At 37.6% G+C, this 25,636-nt stretch carries 23 protein-coding genes and 1 tRNA gene; 17 read left to right on the forward strand and 7 right to left on the reverse strand.

Annotated elements, in window-relative coordinates:
* Positions 1 to 111 precede the first annotated feature (111 nt).
* A complete protein-coding gene (locus K322_RS18810; protein WP_051290684.1) occupies positions 112 to 657 on the reverse strand; it encodes a hypothetical protein in 546 nt (181 codons plus the stop codon).
* A gap of 487 nt (positions 658 to 1,144) precedes the next feature.
* On the reverse strand, positions 1,145 to 1,303 hold the full coding sequence (locus K322_RS20945) for a hypothetical protein (RefSeq protein ID WP_166786295.1): 159 nt from the start codon (positions 1,301 to 1,303) through the stop codon (positions 1,145 to 1,147).
* Between the two features lie 152 nt (positions 1,304 to 1,455).
* Between K322_RS20945 and K322_RS0106820 the strand changes: the two genes are divergently transcribed.
* The gene (locus K322_RS0106820) at positions 1,456 to 1,980 is read left to right on the forward strand and encodes a GNAT family N-acetyltransferase (RefSeq protein ID WP_035331632.1); all 525 of its coding nucleotides are present in this window, start codon (positions 1,456 to 1,458) and stop codon (positions 1,978 to 1,980) included.
* 55 nt (positions 1,981 to 2,035) lie between these two features.
* On the opposite strand, the gene K322_RS0106825 is transcribed toward K322_RS0106820, so the two are convergent.
* Positions 2,036 to 2,119, reverse strand: a tRNA-Leu gene (locus tag K322_RS0106825).
* Between the two features lie 707 nt (positions 2,120 to 2,826).
* On the opposite strand from K322_RS0106825, the gene K322_RS20575 reads away from it, so the two are divergent.
* From K322_RS20575 to K322_RS0106850, 5 genes are all read left to right on the forward strand, one after another.
* Positions 2,827 to 3,942 carry a DUF3575 domain-containing protein gene (locus tag K322_RS20575; protein WP_260203252.1) on the forward strand — a complete coding sequence of 372 codons (1,116 nt, stop codon included), beginning with the start codon at positions 2,827 to 2,829 and terminating at the stop codon, positions 3,940 to 3,942.
* Positions 3,943 to 3,990: 48 nt separating this feature from the next.
* A complete protein-coding gene (locus K322_RS0106835) occupies positions 3,991 to 5,178 on the forward strand; it encodes a FimB/Mfa2 family fimbrial subunit (protein ID WP_026626212.1) in 1,188 nt (395 codons plus the stop codon).
* Between the two features lie 94 nt (positions 5,179 to 5,272).
* Positions 5,273 to 6,148 carry a FimB/Mfa2 family fimbrial subunit gene (locus tag K322_RS0106840; RefSeq protein ID WP_026626213.1) on the forward strand — a complete coding sequence of 292 codons (876 nt, stop codon included), beginning with the start codon at positions 5,273 to 5,275 and terminating at the stop codon, positions 6,146 to 6,148.
* A gap of 37 nt (positions 6,149 to 6,185) precedes the next feature.
* Complete coding sequence (locus tag K322_RS0106845; RefSeq protein WP_026626214.1) at positions 6,186 to 7,487, forward strand: hypothetical protein; 1,302 nt, start codon at positions 6,186 to 6,188, stop codon at positions 7,485 to 7,487.
* A gap of 12 nt (positions 7,488 to 7,499) precedes the next feature.
* Entirely contained in the window at positions 7,500 to 10,046 is a 2,547-nt protein-coding gene (locus tag K322_RS0106850; RefSeq protein ID WP_026626215.1) for a fimbrial protein, read from the forward strand.
* Between the two features lie 85 nt (positions 10,047 to 10,131).
* Here the strand turns inward: K322_RS0106850 and K322_RS0106855 are convergent, their stop codons facing one another.
* The 3 genes from K322_RS0106855 to K322_RS20800 form a co-directional block, all read right to left on the reverse strand.
* Entirely contained in the window at positions 10,132 to 11,025 is an 894-nt protein-coding gene (locus K322_RS0106855; RefSeq protein WP_026626216.1) for a DMT family transporter, read from the reverse strand.
* A gap of 210 nt (positions 11,026 to 11,235) precedes the next feature.
* The gene (locus K322_RS0106860; RefSeq protein ID WP_026626217.1) at positions 11,236 to 11,544 is read right to left on the reverse strand and encodes a hypothetical protein; all 309 of its coding nucleotides are present in this window, start codon (positions 11,542 to 11,544) and stop codon (positions 11,236 to 11,238) included.
* Between the two features lie 439 nt (positions 11,545 to 11,983).
* A complete protein-coding gene (locus K322_RS20800; protein WP_134435941.1) occupies positions 11,984 to 12,163 on the reverse strand; it encodes a hypothetical protein in 180 nt (59 codons plus the stop codon).
* Positions 12,164 to 12,692: 529 nt separating this feature from the next.
* On the opposite strand from K322_RS20800, the gene K322_RS0106870 reads away from it, so the two are divergent.
* From K322_RS0106870 to K322_RS20210, 11 genes are all read left to right on the forward strand, one after another.
* Positions 12,693 to 13,418 (forward strand): DUF5131 family protein, encoded by a 726-nt coding sequence (locus tag K322_RS0106870; RefSeq protein WP_026626219.1) that lies wholly within the window; start codon positions 12,693 to 12,695, stop codon positions 13,416 to 13,418.
* Positions 13,419 to 13,616: 198 nt separating this feature from the next.
* Positions 13,617 to 13,793 (forward strand): histone H1, encoded by a 177-nt coding sequence (locus tag K322_RS0106875; protein ID WP_026626220.1) that lies wholly within the window; start codon positions 13,617 to 13,619, stop codon positions 13,791 to 13,793.
* Between the two features lie 788 nt (positions 13,794 to 14,581).
* The gene (dnaK, locus tag K322_RS0106880) at positions 14,582 to 16,495 is read left to right on the forward strand and encodes a molecular chaperone DnaK (RefSeq protein ID WP_026626221.1); all 1,914 of its coding nucleotides are present in this window, start codon (positions 14,582 to 14,584) and stop codon (positions 16,493 to 16,495) included.
* A 123-nt stretch (positions 16,496 to 16,618) separates the two neighbouring features.
* Positions 16,619 to 17,569 (forward strand): hypothetical protein, encoded by a 951-nt coding sequence (locus tag K322_RS20200; RefSeq protein ID WP_051290685.1) that lies wholly within the window; start codon positions 16,619 to 16,621, stop codon positions 17,567 to 17,569.
* A 181-nt stretch (positions 17,570 to 17,750) separates the two neighbouring features.
* Entirely contained in the window at positions 17,751 to 18,560 is an 810-nt protein-coding gene (locus tag K322_RS18825; RefSeq protein ID WP_051290686.1) for a hypothetical protein, read from the forward strand.
* A gap of 154 nt (positions 18,561 to 18,714) precedes the next feature.
* Positions 18,715 to 19,212, forward strand: coding sequence for a GNAT family N-acetyltransferase (locus K322_RS0106895; RefSeq protein ID WP_026626222.1), 498 nt, complete (start codon positions 18,715 to 18,717; stop codon positions 19,210 to 19,212).
* Positions 19,213 to 19,286: 74 nt separating this feature from the next.
* Positions 19,287 to 19,925 (forward strand): HAD family hydrolase, encoded by a 639-nt coding sequence (locus tag K322_RS0106900; protein ID WP_026626223.1) that lies wholly within the window; start codon positions 19,287 to 19,289, stop codon positions 19,923 to 19,925.
* A 4-nt stretch (positions 19,926 to 19,929) separates the two neighbouring features.
* Positions 19,930 to 20,556: an NUDIX hydrolase gene (locus tag K322_RS0106905; protein ID WP_026626224.1), complete on the forward strand. Its 627-nt coding sequence runs from the start codon at positions 19,930 to 19,932 to the stop codon at positions 20,554 to 20,556.
* An 840-nt stretch (positions 20,557 to 21,396) separates the two neighbouring features.
* On the forward strand, positions 21,397 to 22,188 hold the full coding sequence (locus K322_RS20205; protein WP_026626225.1) for a hypothetical protein: 792 nt from the start codon (positions 21,397 to 21,399) through the stop codon (positions 22,186 to 22,188).
* A gap of 3 nt (positions 22,189 to 22,191) precedes the next feature.
* Entirely contained in the window at positions 22,192 to 22,950 is a 759-nt protein-coding gene (locus K322_RS0106920) for a hypothetical protein (protein WP_026626226.1), read from the forward strand.
* A gap of 26 nt (positions 22,951 to 22,976) precedes the next feature.
* Complete coding sequence (locus K322_RS20210) at positions 22,977 to 23,762, forward strand: hypothetical protein (protein WP_026626227.1); 786 nt, start codon at positions 22,977 to 22,979, stop codon at positions 23,760 to 23,762.
* Positions 23,763 to 23,843: 81 nt separating this feature from the next.
* Here K322_RS20210 and K322_RS0106930 read toward each other — a convergent pair whose 3' ends face one another.
* Positions 23,844 to 25,580, reverse strand: a complete 1,737-nt coding sequence (locus K322_RS0106930; RefSeq protein WP_026626228.1) for a thiamine pyrophosphate-dependent enzyme — start codon at positions 25,578 to 25,580, stop codon at positions 23,844 to 23,846.
* Positions 25,581 to 25,636: the final 56 nt, after the last annotated feature.

Below are 25,636 nucleotides of genomic sequence, written 5' to 3' on the forward strand. Positions count from 1 at the left end.
CTGTTGAACAAACTATTTAAGACCTATTAAAACACTATTATTAAACTATTTATCAATCCGCAAAACACTAAAAATTAGAAAAGGTTACAAAAGTGACAATAAAATCAGTTATCAGACTTCATTTTCGCAGGTCTGCTGTTCCGCTGCTTTTTGTTCTGCTGATTCACGCAGCCACTTTTGATACTTTCTCTCTCTTTCCTCTTCCCATAATTGGTCTTCCAGCTCTTGCTGTAAAATACGTTCTTCTTCCTTCAGTTGCAAAAGAATTTTTTTCTCTTTATTGTTGATGTCGCTTTCTTTGGATATCGCCATTTTGAGGGTCTTTTCATCCGGAGAGTATTCTTTCATCGTTACGGTTTTTCCAGTCAGATACAATTCGCCATACTCATCCACTGCATATTTATAGCGGGTTGTAGTAACTGTACGTCCCTGTTCTATTCTCTGTTTGAGTATCTGACGTGCTTTCTGAGACAGACGTTCATCTCTCTCCAGACGGGCATTCTCAACCATCCCCTCAAAATCGGGATATTTAATCATCCACTGATAAAATGTTTTTCGGCTGATATTGTGTATTGAGCAGATTTCTCCCAGTGTATACTCATCCTGTTCTATTGCTTCAGCTATTTTCTTTCCTAGTTTTTCTGTGTACTTTGCCATAATTGAATGTGTTTTTATACATAGATAAAAAATGAGAAAACACACCGGATTATGGTTCAACTTCAAGAGTCTGTTTAAATTTTATAAGAATAGGAATAACCTCCGATCATATCACAATACATTCATTCTGTTTTATTTTTTTAACATTGAATAACAAGTTGAAATTGAACTATTCTTTTTATTCTGCGTTTAAACTATACAAATCCATAGTGATTAGTGTTAATTCAAAAAGAAAGTGTTGTTTTTAAAGAAAAAAGCCTGTGATGTGAGATCACGGGCTTTCTTGCTCTTTGGGGTCTAGGACCTTCTTCAACATCCTAAATACAATAGCAGCATTAAGCTATCGCTTTAGATCACGACATTAACACTCTCTGCTGCTTGAGTAAGAATTGAAACTAAAAATATATAAAATGTTTATAGGTAGCGTCTCTATTAACTGTATTTTACGACCTGCCGCAATCTTTACGAATTGGAGCAGGTCTTTGGTTTAACCTCGATCCTGAGTATTCTCATCAGGATTTATTCTGTTCAATGCCGCCTTCACAGCCTTTGGATTTGCTTTCTTCACCTTCTTTACAGGTGTTGCAATACGAGCGTCTTCATAACCAGTGAATCCGTGGTATTCATTTTTATCCAAATTCTTCATTTCTAATAGATTTAGAATAATATACCTTTCTAACAAAATAGACACATCATATGTTCGGTACAGATAAAAGAAAAGTGTTTTTTGTTCTGAAAAGGAATCAGGCAAATATTCCGGAGTCTTTCATTTCTTACTACCTTTACGAAAAAAGGATAATGACACACACAAGTATAAACATAAAAGAAATAGGTGTAGGGGACAAAGTCCAACTACAAAAGATAAGCAGTCAGACTTTTGTCGAAACATTTTCAGAAAGCAATACAAAGGAAGATATGGATAGATATCTTCAGGAAAATCTGAATTTAGAAGTACTTGAGGCAGAAATCAGAAATGAATCATCGTTTTTTTATTTTGCCATCTCCAACAACGACATAATAGGCTATCTGAAACTGAATTCGGGCAGTGCACAGACTGAATTAAATGATATCCAAGCCATTGAAATAGAAAGAATATACATTCTGAAAGATTATCATGGGCAGAAAATAGGCCAGTTACTTTATGAAAAAGCAATAGAGGTCGCTCACAAGATCAATGCAAAGTATATCTGGTTAGGTGTTTGGGAGAAAAATTTCAAAGCCATAAGATTTTATAAAAAAAACGGTTTCATGGAATTCGACAAACACATCTTCAAACTTGGGAACGACGAACAAACCGATATAATGATGAAACTAATATTGTAAGTTGTGAGACTTATAATAAAGAAAAAAGGACTTCAAGAAATTGAAATCCTTTTTGTGCGCACGACGAGATTTGAACTCACACACCCGAACGGGCACTACCTTCTGAGAGTAGCGTGTCTACCAATTCCACCACGCGCGCATGCTCTTTTATTTGGTGCTACAAAAATACGATATATTTTAAATATGATCAATCAAAATCCGAACAAAAAAACGAAGGATGGTTTAAATTTTAATAAAACCGGCTGTTATAGGCTTATAATAATAGTTGCCTAAGATATTTTACCATCTTTAACTACTAATTCAGGTTTTAATAAAATCTGACATCTTAACATCTGCTCAGATTCTAAATTATTTATAACCAAAATATCATTTTTATTTTATTTAAGCCCCATTTTCAAGTTAAAAACAACATTAAAAAAAATATGTTAACGTATAAATTTCGAAAACGAACTATTTTTTAAGAAAAAAGCATTATATTTTTAGTAATCACATCCTAAAAAAAACAGCATCACACAATACAACAAGCTGATTATTTACATTTTCACTTTTCATTTGAGAGAAACAGCAATCCTAGCACCGCCTTGTGTTAAAATGATACAAAGAACCTTTTCTATAACATATTTTAACAACACAAAGCGAGATTATATTAATCTGTTATACTATATTTGCCCATTGAACAACAAGTTCTTATAATAGAACAAACCAAAAAACAACAAAAAACTCTTTTTTTTCTATTTACAACACAATTAAATAAAGAGAGTTATTTTTTTTGATATGAACAACAAAAACAAAAGAACCATTCTGATTATTGTTTTAATAATCCTGGCACTGTTAACATTTACCCAAATGTGTAATGGATGCTCTGTCAGGGATAATACGAAAGATAAAAATCAGGTATCAGTCGAAAAAGTAATCAGTTTAATTAAACACAAACACAATTATACTATCACGGGGCTTCCCGATTTGGATATGTCGAAACAAGTCCAAATCACCAATCAAGATGATATAGATGAGCTACTCTTATCCATATTAGATCATAACATCTACACATATCAAATAAGCAAAAAAAACGGACAGAACATTATATCTATCACAGATACAGAAGATTCAGAAAAAAATCTGTTTAAAAATATTATAATAGACGAATTAGACAGAAATTTAACGACTTCAAATTCCAGCTCTAAAAATTCTGGATCAGGACGAGCTAGCCATGCAGCTGCAAACCAAAGATATAATATAGTCTCGGATTCAGATCCACCGGTACCTTCTTTCGGAAACAAAGAAGACTCTGAATCTGATATCGACACGCCTCATAAAAACGACATCATTACTCCTGAAAATACATTTCAACAGAAAGATACAATAATCCACACACCGGATACATATACTGAATCCAAACCTTCGAAGGAGGATATACAACAACACTCTATATATTCTGATGAGATTGATTACAGCGTAAAGGCAAAGCCTGCGAAATGGTCCATCAAAACAAACCTGCTTTATGATGCTACACTAAGTGTCAATCTAGGAGTGGAATACCTGATATCAGACAAATACTCTATCGACGTCCCTATCAACTGGAACTCATGGACATTTTCTAACAACAAAAGATTTAAACATGTACTCATTCAACCCGAATTTCGTTATTGGAAAGATCGTTCGTTATCAGGCCACTTCTTTGGATTGCACTTACACTGGGCTTTTTATAATGTAGGTAAAACCAGCTATCCGCTTCGTATAAAAGACAGATATCAAGGATGGCTTGCAGGTGCAGGGCTTTCGTACGGCTATCGGTGGAATCTGAATAACAAGTTTGACATTGAAGCTGAAATTGGCGGCGGATATGCTTATCTCCACCATTCTAAATACGCACATGAAGTTTGCGGCCCATTTATAAAACGAGATAATAAGCATTATTGGGGCATTACGAAAACAGCAATTAACATTATATACAAATTTTAGAATATACGATTTAAACTATTCTATAACAACACTCTAAAAACGAGAAAAATGAAAACAATCAAAAAATTCAGCTATTTATTTACGGTAGCTTTAGCTACTGTTATCGGATTCGCAAGTTGTTCGAGCGACGATGACAATGGAACTGATGTTAATCCGACAGGAAAAACTAAGGAAGTAAGCCTTAGCATATCTATCGGAAGTAATACACAATTGAGAGCAGACGGACCATCAGCTGTAGGACTTACACCTGATGTGGCTGATCTAACTCTTTATTTCTACGATGGTACCGGAAATATACTAAGTACACAGCAATTCCCTATCTCTGGATCTTTGCCGGCAGGAACAACAATGAAAACTTTCACTGTGCCTGCAGCTGCCACTAAAATTTATGCTATAGGTAATACGGGAGCTATCTCTGGATCTATCACTTTTGCTTCTCCTCTGGCAAACATTACAGACCTAAAATCCAGCTTTATCCACATCGATAAACAAACTCATCCCCAAAATGCTGTTAATGTAAAAGGAGAAGCTACGATCACAGCCGGAACTCCATCTAGCGCAAGCATAGAATTAAGAGCCGTTGTTGCCAGAATAGAAGTGAAAGAAATCAAATCTGCACTGGAAACCAATGTTGTAGCAACACCTCTGACATCATTCAAGGTAACAAATATATTTATCAATAATACATATATGAAGTTCCCTTTAAACGAAACTCTTCCTTCATCAGGATTGGTTGCTGCCGATATTCTAAATTTTGATAAATCGGTATGGGGATCACCATTCCCTGCAATATACAGTGCAGCAGGAGCCATCTACCGTGACGATAACTCCGCAGCGACAGCAGGCACAAGCCATACTCCCTCTGGAGCAGTTTGGGGATACTTTGTTCCCGCAACTACAGGTGCAGCTAACGGAACAACATTCCCTGATCCTACGGATGATGGCAGTGGTGCGGTTAAGCAACAAAATGTTCCTCATATCATACTTGAGATAACTGATGCAACAGCCACAGGAATGGTCATACCAGCCAAACAATATGTAACAGTTAAAGGTTTGAAGAAAGCTTCAGACGGATCATCTGTCGCAAATCTGGCAGGAGGTTATTATTATATAATCAACTCCTTGAATATTGGAGCTGAGCACCTGACTACTGCTCCTGAAGATCCTAAAGTTGAATTAGAAGTAACCGTAGAGGTTAAACCTTGGGAAGAAGTAGAGGTATTACCCGAAATTTAAGTAAAAAAAATAAATTAAAGCCTAATATTTTTAATAACCGGAACGGACTGTAAGTCTGTTCCGGTTGTATAAAAAGAACAGAAACGAACAAAGGATGAATTTACCGAAAACTATATCACTGCTATTTACAGTATGCATGTTTGCAGCATGCATAAGGGAAGATATGTCTAAATGTGGAGAATGCGAAGGTATTATCCTCAATTTCGAATATCCGAATTTCCCTAACAAAATAAATAAAGTGAATATCGGTATTTTCGACAAAGACGGAAATCTGGTAGAATCGCGCCTGATAAATAAAGAATCCCTGACTGAATTTCAGGGAGTCAAACTAGGGCTCGAATCAGGGAATTACACAGCTATATGCTGGGGAAATGCATTTGACAATACTCAAATAAAAGGTTTGGGTGTTGACTCTAAAATAACAAATATGGAAGTATCGCATCCTAACAGCGGTTCTTCGAAAATAATACAAACAAGCGATTCGCTTTTTTACGGCAAGCTTGCGTTTACCATACCATCCGACCGTAAATACACAGGTACTGTAAAGTTTAAACCGGCTTTTATCCATTTTAAAGTTGCAGTAAAAGGTCTTGATACTAAGAAGAATATGGTAGCAATCTATATTACTAATCTCAAGACGTATTATAATTCTGAAATGCAGACATACGGAGCAGTAAGCAGTTACATTCCGTCAATGACAGCGGCAGCCGACAAAACGTGGGCAACCTGCAGTGATGTTTTCAGATTTGACTATGACAATCCGATTACGGTTGATTTGTTAAATCCGACCGATAATAATAATATACTTGCTAGTGTCGACATTAAAACTTTCGTAAAGAATAACAACATATCCTTAGATAAGGATCGTGAGGTAACGATTCCCATCCTGTTTAATTATACATCAGGAGATATATCTATCTCTCCCGAAATAGGAGTCTGGGACGAAAGCACAGTTATCCCCGAATGGTAACAATACAGCAGGCACTACCCTCTTAAAAAAAACGATTATGTACAAAGTAATATTACACATACTATTGGCAGTCGTTGCGGCATTTATGTTTCAGTCGTGCTGTAATGATGCAGATCCCGATACTGGACAGGGAAGTAATAAGCAGAAAGTAACGATAAGCCTAGTCCAATCCACACAAGATCGGACAGGAGCTTCTCTGAGATCAATGTCTGTTGCCCAAGAAAACGAAATAAATGAAATAGACATTCTGGCCTTTCGAAAAACAGGAGGTATCTATAAATTGGCATACTCTGTCAAAGGGATCGATATACAACAACAAAACCCTCAGTATGAATTCTCAACATTCACAGCTTGGCTCGAAACCGGCGAACAAAAATTCGTATTTATAGCAAATGCATCCTCCTATATTCATAATTCAGGGATACAAATAGGGGACAGATTCGATGATATTATTTCAAATCTGACAGTAGATTCGAATTCAGAATGGCTTAATCTTTATATCCCCATGTATGGAGAGATAGATACAGAAATAACAAATACTTCCACTACATTAAGTAATATATACCTTATACGGATGCTGGCTCGCTTTGACATAAGCCTGCTAAATACGGTCACAAATTTCAATCTAGAAGAAGCATATATTTTCAATCGTAAGAATAAGGGCTATATAGCAAGCCAGCACATAACCGGCAATATAGCAACGAATGCAACCGTACCATCGGATGCTATACAGATAAAAACTCCGGCATACACATACACTACCACAAGCAACAATGAAATAAGCCAAAGCATCTATACTTTTGAAGTTAAAGGGGTGAATTTAAGTACGAATAAAAAAGATGCAACAGCCATTGTGGTAGGTGGTGATTTTAACAACTCTGGTAAAACAACCTATTATCGGGTAGACATCCACAATCCACAAACAAGTATTCAAACACTGGATATTCTGAGAAATCACCTGTACAATATCGTCATACAGTCGGTATCGGAAGCCGGGGCACCTACCCCCGAAGAAGCATTTGACGGCATATATACCCTCAACGCAGAAATAGAGGTGTGGACGAATAATGAGATAGGTGTCGATCTGGATGAACAATATTATCTACAAGTAAGCCATCCGTCCATTCAATCTTCTGCAATACCTGCCGATGGACTAACGGTAACAGCCATTACCAATCACCCGAAAGGCATATCTCTCGAAAATAACGGCTCAACTATAGACCTCCCCCTTCCGGACGAAGGTAAGTCGGTCATGACATTAAAACTCATGCCTACCGCTGCCGGCAATAAATTTACGTTCATAGCTGGCAACCTGAGATATGTTGTCACAATCAAGTAAAACTACAAACAAATGAAGTCATTATACAATATAATAGGTGCTATACTTATCTTTACAGGAATAATTTCCTGTAAAGATGATCACGCGACTTATAACTCAAACCCAACAGAAGGGTTGCAGGAAGTGACATTCAAAGTGATACTCCCTCAATATACAAGTCCTGATATTCCGAAATTAAGATCTATGGGGGCAGGTGAACAAGAAATAAAGAGCCTCGATGTACTGGTTTTTGATGTAGATGGATCAGGTAGCGAAACTTTAACATATAAGTATAGTGTGAGGAGTGCAGATATTTCGCAATCCGGAAATACCGTAACATTCAAATCGTGGCTCAAAGCAACCAACAGTTACAATGTAGCAATAGTAGCTAATGCCTCTGAAGTAAAAAATAATGGTTCGGTTCAGTTGAGCAATGTTATCGCCGGATTTACCGAAGGTATGACCAAAACGGCAATCCTCTCAGCCTTGAATGTTCGTAATACATCGGGGTGGTTATCCGACTATAGCAATAGTTATACAGCTATTCCAATGTACGGAGAAATAAAAAACCCAACAGTCACTTCGGGTACTATCAGTAATATTCTGCTCAAACGAATGCTTGCCCGGATAGATGTGGAGGTAGATACAAATGTTACCGATTTTATATTGGAAAAGGTGCATCTATGCAACTACAATACGGTAGGAATGGTTACTCCATTGAAAAATATATCCCCCTTGGACGAAGTAAATATGTCGCCGGCCACTGTTCCTAATATTGAACTACCCGGTAGCCCTCAGACAGGGGTTTCTGATGCTGTCATCTATTCCGGTAATGCTGTCGTGCAGGATATATATACATTTGAATCAGCAGCTGCCAGCGATAACAACGAAACAAGCAGACAAAATGCGACCTGCCTAATTATAGAAGGGAAATACAAAGGGCAAACCTATTTTTACAGAGTTGACTTTACTTATGACAACAGCACTTCCAATCTCAGCAATTACATGCCTCTGCTGAGAAACTACAAATACGAGGTCAAAATAATAAACGCAGCCGATATTGGTTACGATTCGGCAAATGAAGCTTTCAATTCATACTCTGTTATATCAAATCTCAAAACACGGATCATCAGTTATGACGAAGGAGAAATGAAAGACATCAATTACAACGGACAGTATTATCTGGCCATGAGCGATGACGGGGTTTTAGTCGAAAAAAGCGGAGTCTTCCTCGATGAAACAGGTACAGGATATTACCCTTCCGAATTTACTGTTCAAACTGATTATCCCGATGGAATAGATCTTTCAAGTATAACCGTTACAGATCAGGAAGGAAGCGGCAGTACAGTCAATTGGATAAACGGATTGACTGTTTCTCCCGACTTTGTAAAGGGTAATCAAAAATTAACCATTAATGTTCCTGTGTCAACAATGGAATCTTCCGAACCGGAAGATGTAAGAGTGGCATACATCAATTTCAAGGCCGGACGACTACAAGCCAGTTTTGAGATTATACAGTTCAAAACAAGCCTAGGGCTCACATCGAACTGCTATATGGTAAAGCCGGGTTCTGCCCCTATTCTTATACCTATATTAAGAGCAGAGGAAGGAGTTCCGGGAAGTCTAAGCAGAAGGAATAATCTCGAAGCCGAATACATTTGGACAGACAATGCAAATGGAATCGGAAAAAGTGGTTCATCAGTAAAAAATGCCAAGGCATACGGTAAAAGCCGTAAGGCTCTATTATGGGTCGAGCCTGGATTAATAGAAGGCAATGCTGTGATAGCCGTGAAAAACACCAACGATAACAAAATAAAATGGAGTTGGCACATGTGGGTAACTAATTATGAGCCATCCGGTGATATTATGGATCGTAATTTGGGAGCATTAGCTGAAGGGTCGGGAACAAACAACACCGACTGGTGGAACAGTCACGGTTTATTTTATCAATGGGGCAGAAAAGACCCTTTCCCTTATTTCTTTGAAAAAAGATTTGATAATGGAACATACAGTCAAGCCCTCATATACAACGCCAACGGGGGAGCACCCGAAAAAGTAGCCTTTGATATTTTCAGTGACTTAGTAACGTCTATTGAAAATCCAATATTATTTTCAAGAAATCACGACACCAATAGCAGCCACAGATGGTTTGGATCGGATGGCGCAAATTCTTGGAACAAAGGCAATAAGAAGTCTGTATACGACCCTTCACCCCAAGGATGGCGTGTTATACCCGATCACTCCCGATTGGATGCAAGTTTGTTTACCCCGAACTCTACAACATGGAATACAAATTATTTGACATTCCAATTACCCTATCTACAAACCGGATATAACGCAGGACGGACAACTTACACCTACCTAGATGGAGGTTTCTATCCCGGAGCTGGAGGAATCTTCTTCGGTAAAAATTCGGGGGAAGTCGTTCACAATGATACGGCCGGCATCGGTTATTACTGGACAGCGACATCGTCCGGTACATCTATGGCAGAAGTTACTAAAATATCGGGCAGCGAATATACGCCCGGTTATGCCTCTTCGCGGTCGAATGCTTTTTCAATCAGATGTATCAAAGAATAATATGATCAGATGATCTCAAGCATGCTTGAGATCATCTGGTCTAGGCTCTTCAGACAGAAGAGTGTCCAAAGCTCGTATTTAGACCTTATTGATGTATACTTTTCAGATGAAATTTCTTTTTGAAATTAAATTCAGAAATAAACATCGCCGATAGGATACAAATACCTCCTATTACGGTATAAATGGTTATAGTTTCGTTGATTAAAAAATAAGCTGCAATCACGGCAAATACAGGTTCGCAAAGGTAAGTCAGTGCAATCTTTTCCTCCTCTATAAATTTCTGTGAAATATTTTGTATTCCATACATGTAGGCAGTAGCCAAAACTCCGGTAAATAAAACTGCTTTCCAGACGCCTCCATCAGCAGGAAGCATTAATTGATCAGTTCCCAATACACTGACAACCAATACAGCATATGCAACGGCACATGTATAAAGCTGTACGATTACCATTGATATGGTCTCTGCTTTAGCCGTATATTTCCCAACAAGCAAGACATAGAATCCGAAGGCTAAAGCACCTCCGAGCACATATAAATCACCGGTATTGAAACCTCCGTTCTCTGAACTCATCGCTATGATATAAAGACCGACTAAAGCCACACTACAGGCGACCCATGTTTTCGGCTTTACAGATTTCTTGAATATAAACAGTTTAAGTACCGGAATCAACAAAACATCCATCCCTGAGATAAAAGAAGCATTGGCCGAACTTGTATATTGCAATCCGACTGTCTGGAACAATATGGCCAGAAAAAGAGGTATCCCCACCAGAATACCGTATTTCACAGTCTGCCAATTGATACGTTTGAGGTGATTGTAGAATAGCACAGACAGAACTATTGCCGCTAAACAAAACCGATATAATAGAAATGAATACGGATGAACGACATTCAGACCGTCTTTCACCAATGGGAAAGAGATTCCCCAAAATGCAGTGCCCATGACCAAAAGAGCCAAGTAGATTCTACTTTTCTTCATAACTCAATAATTTAAGTTTTTAAATTAAACTATTAGGGTATGTAAAAAAGAATACATTTACAAAAGGTAGCCTACACCCCCGATTTTCTTCCCTAATGCTAGGGCATAAGCCATCAATAACCTTATCTGAGCCGCAAAGTTATATCATATTGCCGATATTTGCAAATTTTCGCACTATTCTATCTCACGACAAAACGGAACAATCACAAATTATTCGGCGTCGGTATTAAACCGCCAGCATTTTATGATATTATCATATACAATAGTAAACATCTCCACTGAAGGCAGATGCATATGTTTAAATTTATGATTGAGCGAATTACGGTTTTCTTCCATATCCGAGACATCCGAATTCCATGATTGTATCTTCAGATAACAGCTTTCTACTTTAGGCTTATCTCCGTAATAAATGGCTTCATTGATACCGGATACAATACTTTTAATATCCGAATTGTTATACCTGTCTGCCAGCTTGTTGTAGTTTTCGATATACTGTTTCGATAGTTTTTCTGAGTCCATAAGATTTTCGTTTTAAGTTTTGTATAATATGTTACAAAAAAATGAGATCAGATTCTAATGCAAGGTCTCTGACTTTAAAATTACATATTAATCATATTAACAACTAAGTTGAAGGTATGTTCTTCAATATATTTTCGATAAAATAAAGGTAAAATGCTTCTGTGGATATTTTACTGAAGTATTTTTTGCAATTAAGAAGAATAAAAGAGAAAAATATTATACAACATTCTATAACAACAGAATACATTTGTAAAACAAGCTTCAATAATTTTATTTATTAGTAGTTATTAGAATTTTTTACGGGAACTTAAAATGATTAGTACTTAGGCAAACTAAACATGTAAGACAATTACCGGAATGGATGTTAGGGATTTTCCACAAAAGGTTTTCCAGGGATGGAAGGCCTTTTGTGCTATTTAAGAAAATCCTATTACAGCTTTTAAAATACCAATTTAGATCCCAGCACTATGATAAGTAAAACGCCAAACATCACTCTCAGGCTTATTCTGAAAAAATGAATGGCCTTATCTCCATGACACAGCCATGCAATAAAATATCCTGCAGAAAACAACGATATACATATTGAAAAAATAATTACTATTAAAAGAAATAATTCCATCCCGAGTGCTTTTATATACGTTCAATTATATTAGTCGTTTTGCGAGAGTCGGCATAGTCCAAACGAGTTTGACTCTGCACTCGCTACTTAAAACGTTCAGTTCCGTTTATTAAATCAACAGGTTAAAATGTTTATTATACTCCGATCTCAATAAACTCAAATATAAGCATTTTCCGATAAAACACAAAGCGTTTTTTCAAAAAGACAATATCTATTAGGAGAATCAAACCCTAGTACTGAAAGGCTTTTTCTATCTTTGTAGAATGAAACTGAAGCACGGCAGAGATTACATCATAAAAAAAACAGATAACAAACGTTCTATAAGAGCTATGTTCTTGTCGGAATACACCAATTTGTTCGGCGAACATTACAAAAACATATTCATCGACCAGTCAAATCTTCTCCACCGCGTTAAAGACTGCACTTTTATAAAAGAAGTTTAATCTCATCAGTCCACGACATCCGTTCCATTAGGTAATCGTCGGGCAATTCATTATCTTTGGTTCTAAACATCATCTTTCCTACCAATATGCAAAAACTGTGGAATCCATGGCATGGTTGTCATAAATTGAGCGAAGGCTGCCGCAATTGTTACGTGTACAGGGGCGATGCGAAGAGAGGTATAGATAGCAGTATTGTTTCCAAGACTAAAAACTTCGACCTACCAGTGCAGAAAAAGAAAAACGGTGAATATAAAATACCACCCGGATCGGAAGTTGCAACTTGTTTCACCTCAGATTTTTTCGTTGAAGATGCCGATGAATGGAGAACCGAAGCTTGGCAGATGATACGAGAACGCTCCGATCTCACTTTTCTGATGATAACCAAACGTATAGACAGACTCTCTGTAAATCTGCCTGAAGACTGGGGAGACGGATACGATCATGTTACGATCTGTTGTACCGTAGAGAATCAGGAGAGAGCCAATTACCGACTGCCATTGTATAAAAACAGTCCCATAAAACACAAGATCATTATATGTGAACCGATACTCGAATCAATAAACTTACGCCCGTTTGTCGGAAAATGGATAGAACAGGTTGTTGCCGGAGGCGAATCGGGTTACCATAATATACGTACCTGCAACTACGATTGGATTTTGGATATCAGGCAGGTTTGTATAGAAAATAACATCCCGTTTTGGTTTAAACAAACAGGAAGCAATTTCGTGAAAGACGGGCATGAGTATAATATACAACGGAGACTCCAGCATTCACAAGCCCGAAAAGCAGGAATAAACTACAAAATCAGATAAAGTCCGACTGTGGCTAGCCGCTTCACCAAAACTCAAGATTTACAGACAATTGAATACGACAAGATAAATATCACAGCCTACAGACAAGTATCGATTAAAAAATAAAATGAACATTTTGTCAAAAAAAGTGTCTTCAAAATAGCGTGCAAACGAGGATAGAATATATCTTTGTCCCGATTTAATTTTTAATAGAACAAAATGAAAGCATTACTAGACAACTTAAACGAGCTTTTCGCAGAATTTGCAAAAGACGCAGCTCTTCAAGTAGAAAACGGAAACAAAGCAGCCGGAACTCGTGCCAGAAAATCTTCTTTAGCAATTGAAAAAGCGCTTAAAGAATTTCGTAAGGTATCTGTTGAAGAGTCTAAAAAATAAGAAGGAACAGGAGCTTTTAAAGCTCCACCTTTCTTTATTGATAAACAGCATCACCTTTTCTGCACAACTTTCACACCATTCCAACCTTTTGTCATAAGACATATATTAAAATCGGCAATACTACATCATCTGCCAGAGCTATCAACTTATCCTTGTCTTCTCCAACTTAGTTTTACTTTTTCGGATAAAACACATCCGACGCCAGCTATTCATTTTTTGTTCCACCCTACTGACTATAAAAAAGGGAAAACAACGCAGTCAATCAAAAAACAGAGTATATAATGCGAAAAAGCCCGTGATCTCACATCACAGGCTTTCGCTACTTAAAAACAACACTTTTTTTTTGAATAAACACTAACCTTCGAAGTGTGAAGGTATGCACTATAAACGCATGTGATGAACAATGGTTCAATATATCTTATTTATGCGATATAAATAGCATAAATAAAAACAAAATAAATACCTATATATAAATATATTACAAACAACTAAAGCTAAAATTTACGCTAATTTTTTTCTCAAAAAAATATCAAAATACCCAAAACAACTAAAATACTAGCAAAATATATCTAATACCGAATAAACGGCTTCAGCACCTCCTAATATTATCGCAAAACACATTCAAAAGAAATAGAATGAGTATGAATCAAATTTCTGTCAAAATGTCATATTTAAAAAAACCCTTATTTTTTGGCACAAGTTTTGAACAAACCCTAATGTCTTTGCGAATACAAAACGCAAGACAGACAAAACAAGTAAATGAAAACAATAAAATATAATATATAAAAATGGGAAAAATAATTGGAATTGACTTAGGTACCACAAACTCTTGTGTTGCCGTATTGGAAGGTAACGAACCTATCGTTATCGCCAACAACGAAGGAAAACGTACTACGCCTTCTATAGTTGCCTTTGTAGATGGCGGCGAGCGTAAAGTAGGTGACCCCGCTAAGCGTCAGGCTATAACAAATCCCGAAAAAACTATCTTCTCTATCAAGAGATTTATGGGTGAAACATGGGATCAAGTGCAAAACGAAATCCCCCGTGTGCCTTATAAGGTAGTAAAAGGAGACAACAATACACCTCGTGTAGATATAGACGGACGTTTATACACTCCACAGGAAATATCGGCTATGATACTTCAAAAGATGAAGAAAACAGCCGAAGATTATTTAGGACAAGAAGTAACTGATGCTGTAATTACAGTACCTGCATATTTCAACGACTCGCAACGTCAGGCAACTAAAGAAGCCGGTGAAATCGCAGGACTTAAAGTTCAACGTATTGTCAACGAACCTACAGCCGCAGCTTTGGCTTACGGATTGGACAAAAAGAACCAAGACCTTAAGATTGCTGTATTCGACTTAGGTGGAGGAACTTTCGATATATCTATCCTTGAACTTGGAGACGGAGTATTCGAGGTAAAATCAACTAATGGTGATACTCACTTGGGTGGTGATGACTTCGACCACGTTATTATCGACTGGTTAGCCGAAGAATTCTTAAAAGAAGAAGGACTTGATTTACGTAAAGACCCAATGGCTCTTCAACGTTTGAAAGAAGCTGCCGAAAAAGCTAAAATAGAACTTTCGAGCACAACTTCAACAGAAATCAATCTTCCATATATCATGCCGGTAAACGGTATGCCTAAGCACTTGGTTAAAACATTAACTCGTGCTAAATTCGAACAGTTGGCTGATTCTCTTATCCGCGCTTGTGTAGAACCATGCCGCAATGCATTGAAAGATGCAGGATTATCAGCATCAGACATCAATGAAGTTATCCTTGTAGGAGGTTCGACACGTATACCTGCTGTACAAGCTGAAGTTGAAAAATTCTTCGGAAAAGCTCCTTCTAAAGGTGTTAATCCCGACGAAGTAGTTGCCGTGGGTGCTGCTATACAAGGTGCAGTATTGACAGGAGACGTTAAAGATGTATTGTTGCTAGACGTAACTCCTCTTTCTTTAGGTATCGAAACAATGGGTGGAGTAATGACAAAACTTATCGAGTCGAATACTACCATACCTACACGTAAGAGCGAAACTTTCTCTACTGCTGCTGATAATCAGCCTTCAGTACAAATCAATGTACTTCAAGGAGAACGTCCGATGGCCAGAGACAATAAGCAAATAGGTGTGTTCAACCTTGACGGACTACCACCTGCAATGCGTGGGGTACCTCAGATTGAAGTTACATTCGATATCGATGCCAACGGTATATTGAAAGTATCAGCTAAAGATAAGGCAACAGGAAAAGAACAATCGATCAGAATCGAAGCATCATCAGGTTTGAGCGATGCTGAAATTCAAAGAATGAAAGACGAAGCTGCTGCAAATGCTGAATCAGACAAAAAAGAAAAAGAAAAAATCGATAAGCTTAATCAGGCTGACTCTTTAATTTTCCAAACAGAAAAGCAATTAACTGAACTTGGAGATAAAATTCCAGCCGACAAAAAAGCTCCTATTGAAGCTGCATTGAACAAATTGAAAGATGCTCATAAGGCTCAGGATATAGATGCAATAGATACAGCAATGGCTGAATTGAACAATCTGTTTCAGGCTTTAAGTCAGGAAATGTATAACGCTACAGGCGGACAACCGGGTGCAGATCCTAATATGGGAGGAAACCCTAACGCCGGAGGTAGTTCTCAACAAAAGAACGACGACAGCGTAACAGATGTAGATTTTGAAGAAGTGAAGTAATCAACTTCAATATTAATAAAGAAAAGGTCATACCAAATGGTATGACCTTTTCTTTTTATCTGATAGAATTTCTAGATCTTTCTAGCTATATTTAGACTTTATTAATAACACAAAATTTACAGTATGAAGAAACTAATATTGACTATTTTTTATTTATCTATCACTAATCTATTATTTTCTCAAGAAATCTCAACTTTAAACACTCTGGATTGGAATACTTTAAGATATTCCGGATTTTATGAATCGGCAAGATCTAGTTCTGTAAATATGCCTAATAAAGATTATGATTTATTTTGGGGTATAAATATCGCTCACTCTATTAATAAAAGCTTATTATCTAAGCCGTACCATTGGGGTGGGCAAATTGCTTTTGGCATAAACAGGACTAACAGTTGGCCAGCCATGTATATCAGAAGTACAAATGAATTGGGTGAAGGTAAATGGGCTAAGGCTCTTGTAGATAATGGAGATCAAGCCATTGATGGTAGCTTAGGTGTCACTCAGAATATTAATGCAGGAGGTAATATCAAACTATCGAATGGAGAATTGACATATGTATATAACGACAATTTCATATATGACCAAAAGTCTATCGGAAACTATGCAATAAAATGGGTCGTTGATTCATGGCAGCCCGGAGCTGCAACATTATGGCAAAGCGGACATGCTGGTATAAAGTTCTTTACTGCCACACAATGTCGTTTAGCGATTACCTCTACTGGTAACATAGGTATAGGAGTGATTAATCCTCAGAACAAACTCGATGTAGCCGGAACGATCCGTGCGACTGAAGTAAAAGTTGAAGCTGGATGGGCTGATTTCGTATTTGATAAAGATTACAAACTGCCGACACTTCAGGATGTTGAAAATCACATCAACACACACAAACATCTACCCGACATTCCATCCGAAAAAGAGGTTAAAGAAAATGGGGTTAGCCTGGGGAAAATGCAAACTAAGTTATTGCAAAAGATAGAAGAACTGACACTGTATGTAATCGACCTAAAGAAAGAAAATGAAGAACAAGAAAAGAAAATATCAGAGCTGCAATATGAGCTGCAAAACAAACAATAAACGGATCTGAAAATCATGGATCAAGATCTGTCTAAAGGCAGACTTTGATTTAATTTTAATTTTTCGCTTACAGAGTTATTTTATTCTAAAAAAAGAACTCTTATCAAGGCTTTTTTCATACTTTCACAAATAAAAACACAATAATATAGAATACCATATCACACATAAAATATCAAGGCATATGAAAAAGCTTATTTTACTTGCGACACTACCTTTCTTGCTTTCTTCGTGCGCATCTACCTATTTCTATTCTTATCTGAATACCGAAACCCCGACAACTACTAAAGTAGAAAACGGCGATTTCGTTTTTGAAAATGACAGTTTATGGATAGCACACTCTTTTAATGGAGAAAATGCACCTATACAGATCACAGTATATAATAAGTTGAATGTTCCAATGTATGTCGATTGGGGAAGATCAGCTCTGATTATACAAGATCAGGCTATAAGCTATATTGGAAATGTTATGCAGTTCCAAGGTAGTTCAAATACATATACTAATGGTTACGACAGAGCTATCAGTGACATCAGTGGCAAAATGAGTCTTCCAAGCAATGTCACATTTATACCTCCAAAAACTAAGGTTAGTAATTCGAATCTCAACCTTAATTTCGGGATAGAATCAATGAATCGACAACCGTATAGGAGTACTTACATGGGAAATAAACTTAGCGAAAGAAAGACTGTAAAAAGAGCGGACTTTTCGCCTCAAGAAGCTCCTTTTAAGTTTACCAGCTATGTAACAATATATACAAGTCCTGATAAACCCCAATCATACGAACAAGATTTTTACATCTCTAGTTTAATAAAAACGAATGCCATTTCGCCAAAAAATTTACCCGGGGATATGTCTGCACGAGGAGATATATTTTACATAGAGAAACCTGCCAACAATACCGGTTGGGAGGTTCTACTAGGAGCTTCAATCATTGCGGGAGCCGCTGTACTGAATGCAAAAACGAATTACGGTTCCAATACTTATTACTATTAAAATCGACAATATACTTTTACATTTGTACTTACATATAATCCTACCAAGTTGCAACTCCGGTAGGATTTTTTATTTGAAATAGGATACTTTCTTTTATTTCAGACTGAAGGTTTTACCCATTTTTACTAATTTTGTTTGCAAAATAACGACAGAAATGCATATAGAAAAAGCAGGAATTAAAGACATACCATTGATACGTAATATTGCAACAACAGCCTGGACGAAAACATATGGTGAAATACTATCCTCCGAGCAATCTATGTATATGTTAGATATGATGTATAGTGATGAATCACTTTCTGATCAAATGCAGAATGGACAGTATTTTATTCTAATCCGTAACAGTACCACCCAAGAATATAACGGTTTTGCATCGATTGAATACCATTATAAGGGAACGAACAAAACAAAAATTCATAAGCTATATGTACTGCCCAACAAGCAAGGTGGCGGCTTTGGCAAAACACTTCTCGAATATATCTCATCACTTGCCCAAAAGCAGGGAGATAAATATATTACTCTTAATATGAATAGATTCAACCGTTCACACGGATTCTATACAAAGATGGGGTTCAGTATTTCAGGAGAAGAGGATATTGATATCGGCAACGGTTATCTGATGGAAGATTATATCTTTGAAAAAGAAATCTGATAATAAACAATTATAAAAACTCTTTTAGTCTATAAACAAACAGGTCTTGGACCTTACTTTAAATTATCACTTAAATGGCAAATATAACTTGTGCCCTTTTCGATATGGACGGGGTAATAATAGATACAGAACCACAATACAGTATTTTCTGGAAACAAACCGGAGAAAAATATAAAGTAGGTATAGCTAACTTCGAATCCGTGATAAAAGGCACAACCATGCCTAATATCCTAAAAAAATATTTCGCACACGTGTCTGCCCGAAAAATAGATGAACTACTCGAAGATCACGACCGGTTCGAAGAACAAATGTCTTTTCCAGAAATTCCCGGTTCGGTCAAATTTGTTGAGTCCCTGAAAGCGAAAGGAATAAAAGTTGGGCTGGTAACAAGCTCTTCCGAAACGAAACTAATAGGAGTCAATAAAGAAAAACATTTCGACAAGTTGTTCGACACGATTGTTTCGGCGGCCAGAGTAAAGAATGGAAAACCAAATCCAGAGTGTTATCTGTTGGCTGCCAAAGAATTAGGCATCGAACCTCAAAACTGTATTGTTTTTGAAGACTCTTTTGCGGGATTGGAAGCAGGTAATGCAGCCGGAATGACTACCGTAGGTGTAGCGACCACACATCCAGCTAATAGCTTGGCCGGCAAGTGTAATAAGGTTATAAACGGGTTTGCTTCGTTAGAATGGAATGCTCTGACAAGCGAATAAAAACATGGAGCCGGAAAAAGAAATACTCAACATAGCCACACGCATCAGGGCACTGGCCCAAACAGGACTGGTATACGCCGCTGATGAATATAATACCGAACGTTATCAGGAGCTATTATCACTTAGTAACAAAATCACTTCACTCGTAACCAACATTTCTCTATCAACAGTAGAAAGCTGTTATCGGATAGAAACCGACTATGTGACACCTAAAGTAGATATACGGGCTGTGGTATTTAATGATCAGAATGAAATACTGCTTGTTAAAGAAAGGGCAGATGGAGGATGGGCTATTCCCGGAGGATGGGCAGATGTTGGTTTTTCACCATCGGAAGTTGCAGTGAAGGAGGTAAAGGAAGAAACAGGTTTGGACATACAACCAATCCGAATTGCAGCCGTTCATGATAAACGCTGTCATCCCCACCCTCCCGCATCTCATTACGCATATAAAATATTTATACTCTGTAAACTGACAGGCGGAGAATTCAACACAGCTTTCGATATACTTGATAAAGGATTTTTCGGGCAAAATAATATTCCTCCCCTATCAGAGGAGCGAACACTCAAAAGCCAGATAGACCTGATGTTTGAGTATCTATATAATCCCGATAAACAGGCCGAAACAGATTAAAAACATTAACAAATAACGAATTATACAACAGCACTTTTTTGCTTTTCGGAAATAATTCTTATATTTGTCATTATAATAACTCTTTAACGTACAGTTAATGACTAATAATCTTACACATAAAAACTTAGACCTCTATCTAAATTTTAACAATTTGGATTTGTCTCTTTCGTGTGAATTATTAGAGAGAGAGAGAGAGAGAGAGAGAGAGAGAGAGAGAGAGAGAGAGAGACGCATCTAGCGTAATAAATCATTTTTTTTCAGAAACCAAACTTCTATTGTATCAAAATAACGGAGAGCTTTTCAGAATCTTCGGATTCGTTATTTTATCTATCTGTTATCTTATATCCGATCCGAAATTACCACTTGTAACTCGTTACTGCCTTCAGGGTGCAGTAACAAGTAACTATTCTCCCAGATATACCAAATATCATACAAATCGGCAGGGCAAACAGTGTATGGCAGTCTTGTTGTTATTTTGTTGTCGTTCTGAATCTGCTTTAAGCATATACTTGTCCGACAGCCGGTTTCATTATGCAGTAAGGTGCAGAGATTGTACTTTACTGCCTTTTTCAGATTTTCAATTAATCACAAAAGATATTCGTAGGGACGTATTACATACGTTCGGTATACAGTTCAATATATTCTTCATTGGGCGTATACAATACACCCCTACGATGAACATTCAATCGTCACTCAGGACTTATAATCTCGAGTGGATAACAGCGGATTTGAAATCCGCAGCCAACAACTATAGGATTACAAATCCCATAGAACGAAAAAACGAAAATACAAATAAGAACAACAAAAGGGTCTTAGACCCCAACACTCAAACAAACAACAATGAAAAAGAAAATTCTTTTACTGATGGTAGTATTCTCATTGGGGATAGTTCATGCACAAGTGGGTATTAATACTCAAACTCCGTTGGGTATATTCCATATAGACCCGAAAGGAGATACATCCGGAGGTATAACAAATACCTCTGATGATATTATAGTAACCGCAACCGGAAATGTGGGAATAGGAACAATCTCACCCGATGCTCGGATGCATATAAAAACCGACAATGACACACCGGCCTTTAAATTGCAAGATGGAAACGAAAAATCAGCATCGGTATTAATATCCGATGAATCCGGTAATGCAACGTGGGGTCGAGGGCTTATCGGCTCCGTGATCGGTAAACTTGGTGTAGGAGCAACAATGTATCTGCCAGACTACAAACTTACAGGGTTGCCTTATATTGTAAAGGATACAGGATCGTATATAGACTTACCTCCCGGAAGGTGGCTTGTATATGTTACTTTTCAACTGCCTCCTTTGGATGCGTCGAAACATGATTCAACTCCTGCATATTGGATAAGAAGTACATTTTATGATAGTCCTGCGCTAGTATCTTTACCCGGTTTTAGCAGTGATATTGAAGACGGATCCCAGATTTCCGGAAGTGGATGGTATGATACTCCTGGTATAGTTTCAGGCTTTACCATTTTAAAAAACACGGGAGTGAAAAAAAAATATTATTTGTATATAGGATTAGTTTCTTTCTACAAGGCAGCCCCTTATACAATAACTATCGGGGGAAACGGGCACCCTGAAAATAGTATAGTTGCGATCCAATTAAATAGCTAATCTATGAAACAAATATTACAATTAAACATATGTCTGATTCTTTCATTACTTAGTGTTTGTAAAAGTAATGCTCAGATAGGTATCAATATTAAAAATCCGGTAGGTACGCTATATATCGACTCGTCAGGAGATAATACGACTTCCGGAACGCTTACTCCGGATGATATATTTATCGATGGCACAGGTAACTTAGGGATAGGTGTTACTCCAACGAAAAAACTAAATATAAAAAGTGCGACTATAAACCGTGCTTTGCGAATAGTCGATGGAAAGCAATCTGAAAGGAAGGTGTTAACTTCGGCTTTCGACGGAACCGCTTCATGGCAATATGCCGGTGCTGTACCTACTGTAATGGGGCAGCTTTCTGTAACAGGAGTCAATCTATTTTTAAACACTTCTTCATTCGTTAATACGGGCAGCTATATAATTCTGCCTCCCGGAAAGTGGTACATTCAGATAACAATGTTAGCCGAATTTTCGGCAATTTCTCTGATGGAAAGAGCTTGGGTAAGAACCCGATTTACTCCGATTTCGGATCTCGAAGGTCCATCTTATATTTCTGGTATTGCTCATAATAAACAGCCCTTGTCTATTATCGGTAATCTTATCATAAATAATACATCGAGCAACGTTAAGCGCTACGATTTTCAGGCAGGAGATATTCAATATTCCGGATCAGATGGAGCCAGTGTTTATCTTAAAAGTTTTGGAAATAATTATTCGGAAAATACAATATCTGCATTTCAATTATTAGGTGATTAAACTCATTCTCAATCGTACATCAAAATATGAAAATAATAATCTCTTTGTTATTCTTGATATTATCAACAATAAGTTTTGCTCAAATCGGGATCAATACCGATGAACCCCAGCAATTAGTACATATCGATGCTTTGCACGATACTCAGGTACACCCTACGCCGGTAAATTATTATGATGATGTAGTGGTTACTTCGTCCGGCAAAATAGGCTTAGGAACATTATCTCCTGATGCCCGTTTACAAATAAATACGGCAGGAACTCCGACTACTCCCGTAATAGGTCTTCGTTTACAAGACGGAAGCGAAGCCAATGGATATGGATGGACGTCCGACAACGATGGATACGGACAATGGAAAGTAATATCGCCTGAAGGTTCCAGAAAAGGAATCAGGCAAAACGGGATTACTCTCAATCTATTAAGTGTTAAGAATAAATTTATTAATACCAATACATATATAGATCTACCAACAGGCCGATGGTTGCTAAACCTCACTATTCTTTGTCCGGCAACAGTCTTGCCTATAGGAACAACCTATAAGATACAAATTACTGTTGGTGATGGTGTAACATCTGGGGGAAGCAATCCGACAAATACTTCCGATCTGGAAGGGAATACAACTCTTACAGGTGTAGCATGGCCTGCTACACATGCGATGATTAAGAATATTCTGATTATCAATAATACTACTACAGCCACTAAGAGGTATTATCTGTTAGCCGGAAAAACGGATTCGACCCTCAATATTAATATTCAGAAGTTTGGAGGAGGCTGGGGTGAAGATGTCATTACGGCTTTCCAACTTCAGGATTAAATTTCCTGAAAAATAAAATATACATAATAAACAGCAAATTCTGGAAATTTCCAGAATTTGCTGTTTATATAAAATCAATATTTATAACAAATCCCGCCAGTGTTTTAAGTTGCTTTTAGCTGTATCCCAAACTTCATCAATACGTCCTGCCCAAAGCAACCTTGCCATCGATTTAGCAAAACCTTTCATCTGTACAAATTCTATTTTAGGAGGCATAGCTAAAGCATTCGGATCGGTTTTGACCGATACCAGCACAGGACCTTCCATGGCAAAAGCCGTCGAGATTGTTTCCTCAACCTTTTCCGGATCATTAACCGATAGGCTCTTCATACCCATAGCATTTGCGATTGCAGCAAAATCGGGATTATACATATTAGTTTCATGATCAGGCAAACCTGCAACTTCCATTTCAAGTTTTACCATTCCAAGCGTGCGATTATCAAATACAATCAACTTAATGGGCAGTTTATACTCTACGATTGTAGCCAAATCTCCCATCATCATAGACAAGCCGCCATCGCCGCACAATGCCACAATCTGTTGATCGGGACGAGCCAAGGCGGCTCCTATCGCCATCGGCATGGCATTCGCCATAGACCCATGACTGAACGATCCTAACATTTCGCGTTTTCCGGTTGCATGCAAATACCTTGCCCCCCATACACAACACATTCCGGTGTCAACGGTAAAAATGGTATCATCGTTTGCCAGATTATCTATAATGGTTGCAACATATTCAGGTGCTATATTATCTATTTTACCCCGTTGATCAGCCATAGCCGCCAGATTCTTCTTCACTTTATCATAAAGTTTCATCTGATCACGAAGGAAATCATCTTTTTCTTTCTTCTTAACCAATGGCAGCAAAGCCCGTAAGGTATCCTCTACCGTTCCTGCCAAACCCATATTTACTCTGGCTCTTCGTCCTATACGTTCGGGACGCACATCCACTTGTACAATCTTGCAATCATCGGGCATAAACAAAGCATAGGGAAAATCCGTACCTAAAAGAATCAATAGATCGGTATCATTCATACTCGAAAATGCAGATGGAAGGCCAAGCAAACCAGTCATTCCTACCTCATTCGGGTTATTATATTGTACAGCCATTTTTCCCCTGAAACTATATCCTACAGGAGCGTTTATAAGTTTCGAAAGCTGAACAACTTCATCATGAGCATCTTTTGCCCCGATACCGCAATACAGCGTTACTTTCTCAGTACTGTTGATCAACTCTGCCAAAGCTGCTATCTCTGCATCCTGAGGACGGTATACCGATTTGGAGGGTAATACCTGCACCGATGTATGAATATCACACGCTTCGGATTCCGCCAAATCGCCGGGAAGCCCCAGTACGGCTACTTCTTTTTTATGAACAGTATGTTGTAAAGCCGCCTGCAACATACGGGCAAACTGCATGGGTGTATTTGCAATCTGATTGTAACCGCTGCAGTCGTCAAATAATTTTATAGTATTGGTTTCCTGAAAAAATGAAGATCCGAATTCTCCCGTAGGACAAGTCGATGCTATAGCCAGCACAGATGCATTAGCTCTTTGAGCATCGTATAATCCATTGATAAGGTGTACGTGTCCTGGACCGCTGCTTCCGGCACAACAGGCAATACCATTCAGTTCAGCTTCAGCTAAAGCTGCATAGGCTCCTGTCTCTTCGTGACGCACATGTATCCATTTTACATCATCATCTTTACGAACGGCATCGTTCACTTCATTCAGGCTATCACCTGTTACCGCATAAATATGTCTTATTCCTGCATGTTTAATTGTTTCAATCAATTGTTCTGCTACTTTTTTTCCCATAATCTTATATCGATAATAATTATATTTCGTTAGTTCAGTGAAGACTGCATTTATAA

Source organism: Indolivaga capnocytophagoides DSM 22835, from assembly GCF_000426485.1.
Lineage (GTDB): Bacteria > Bacteroidota > Bacteroidia > Bacteroidales > Dysgonomonadaceae > Dysgonomonas_A > Dysgonomonas_A capnocytophagoides.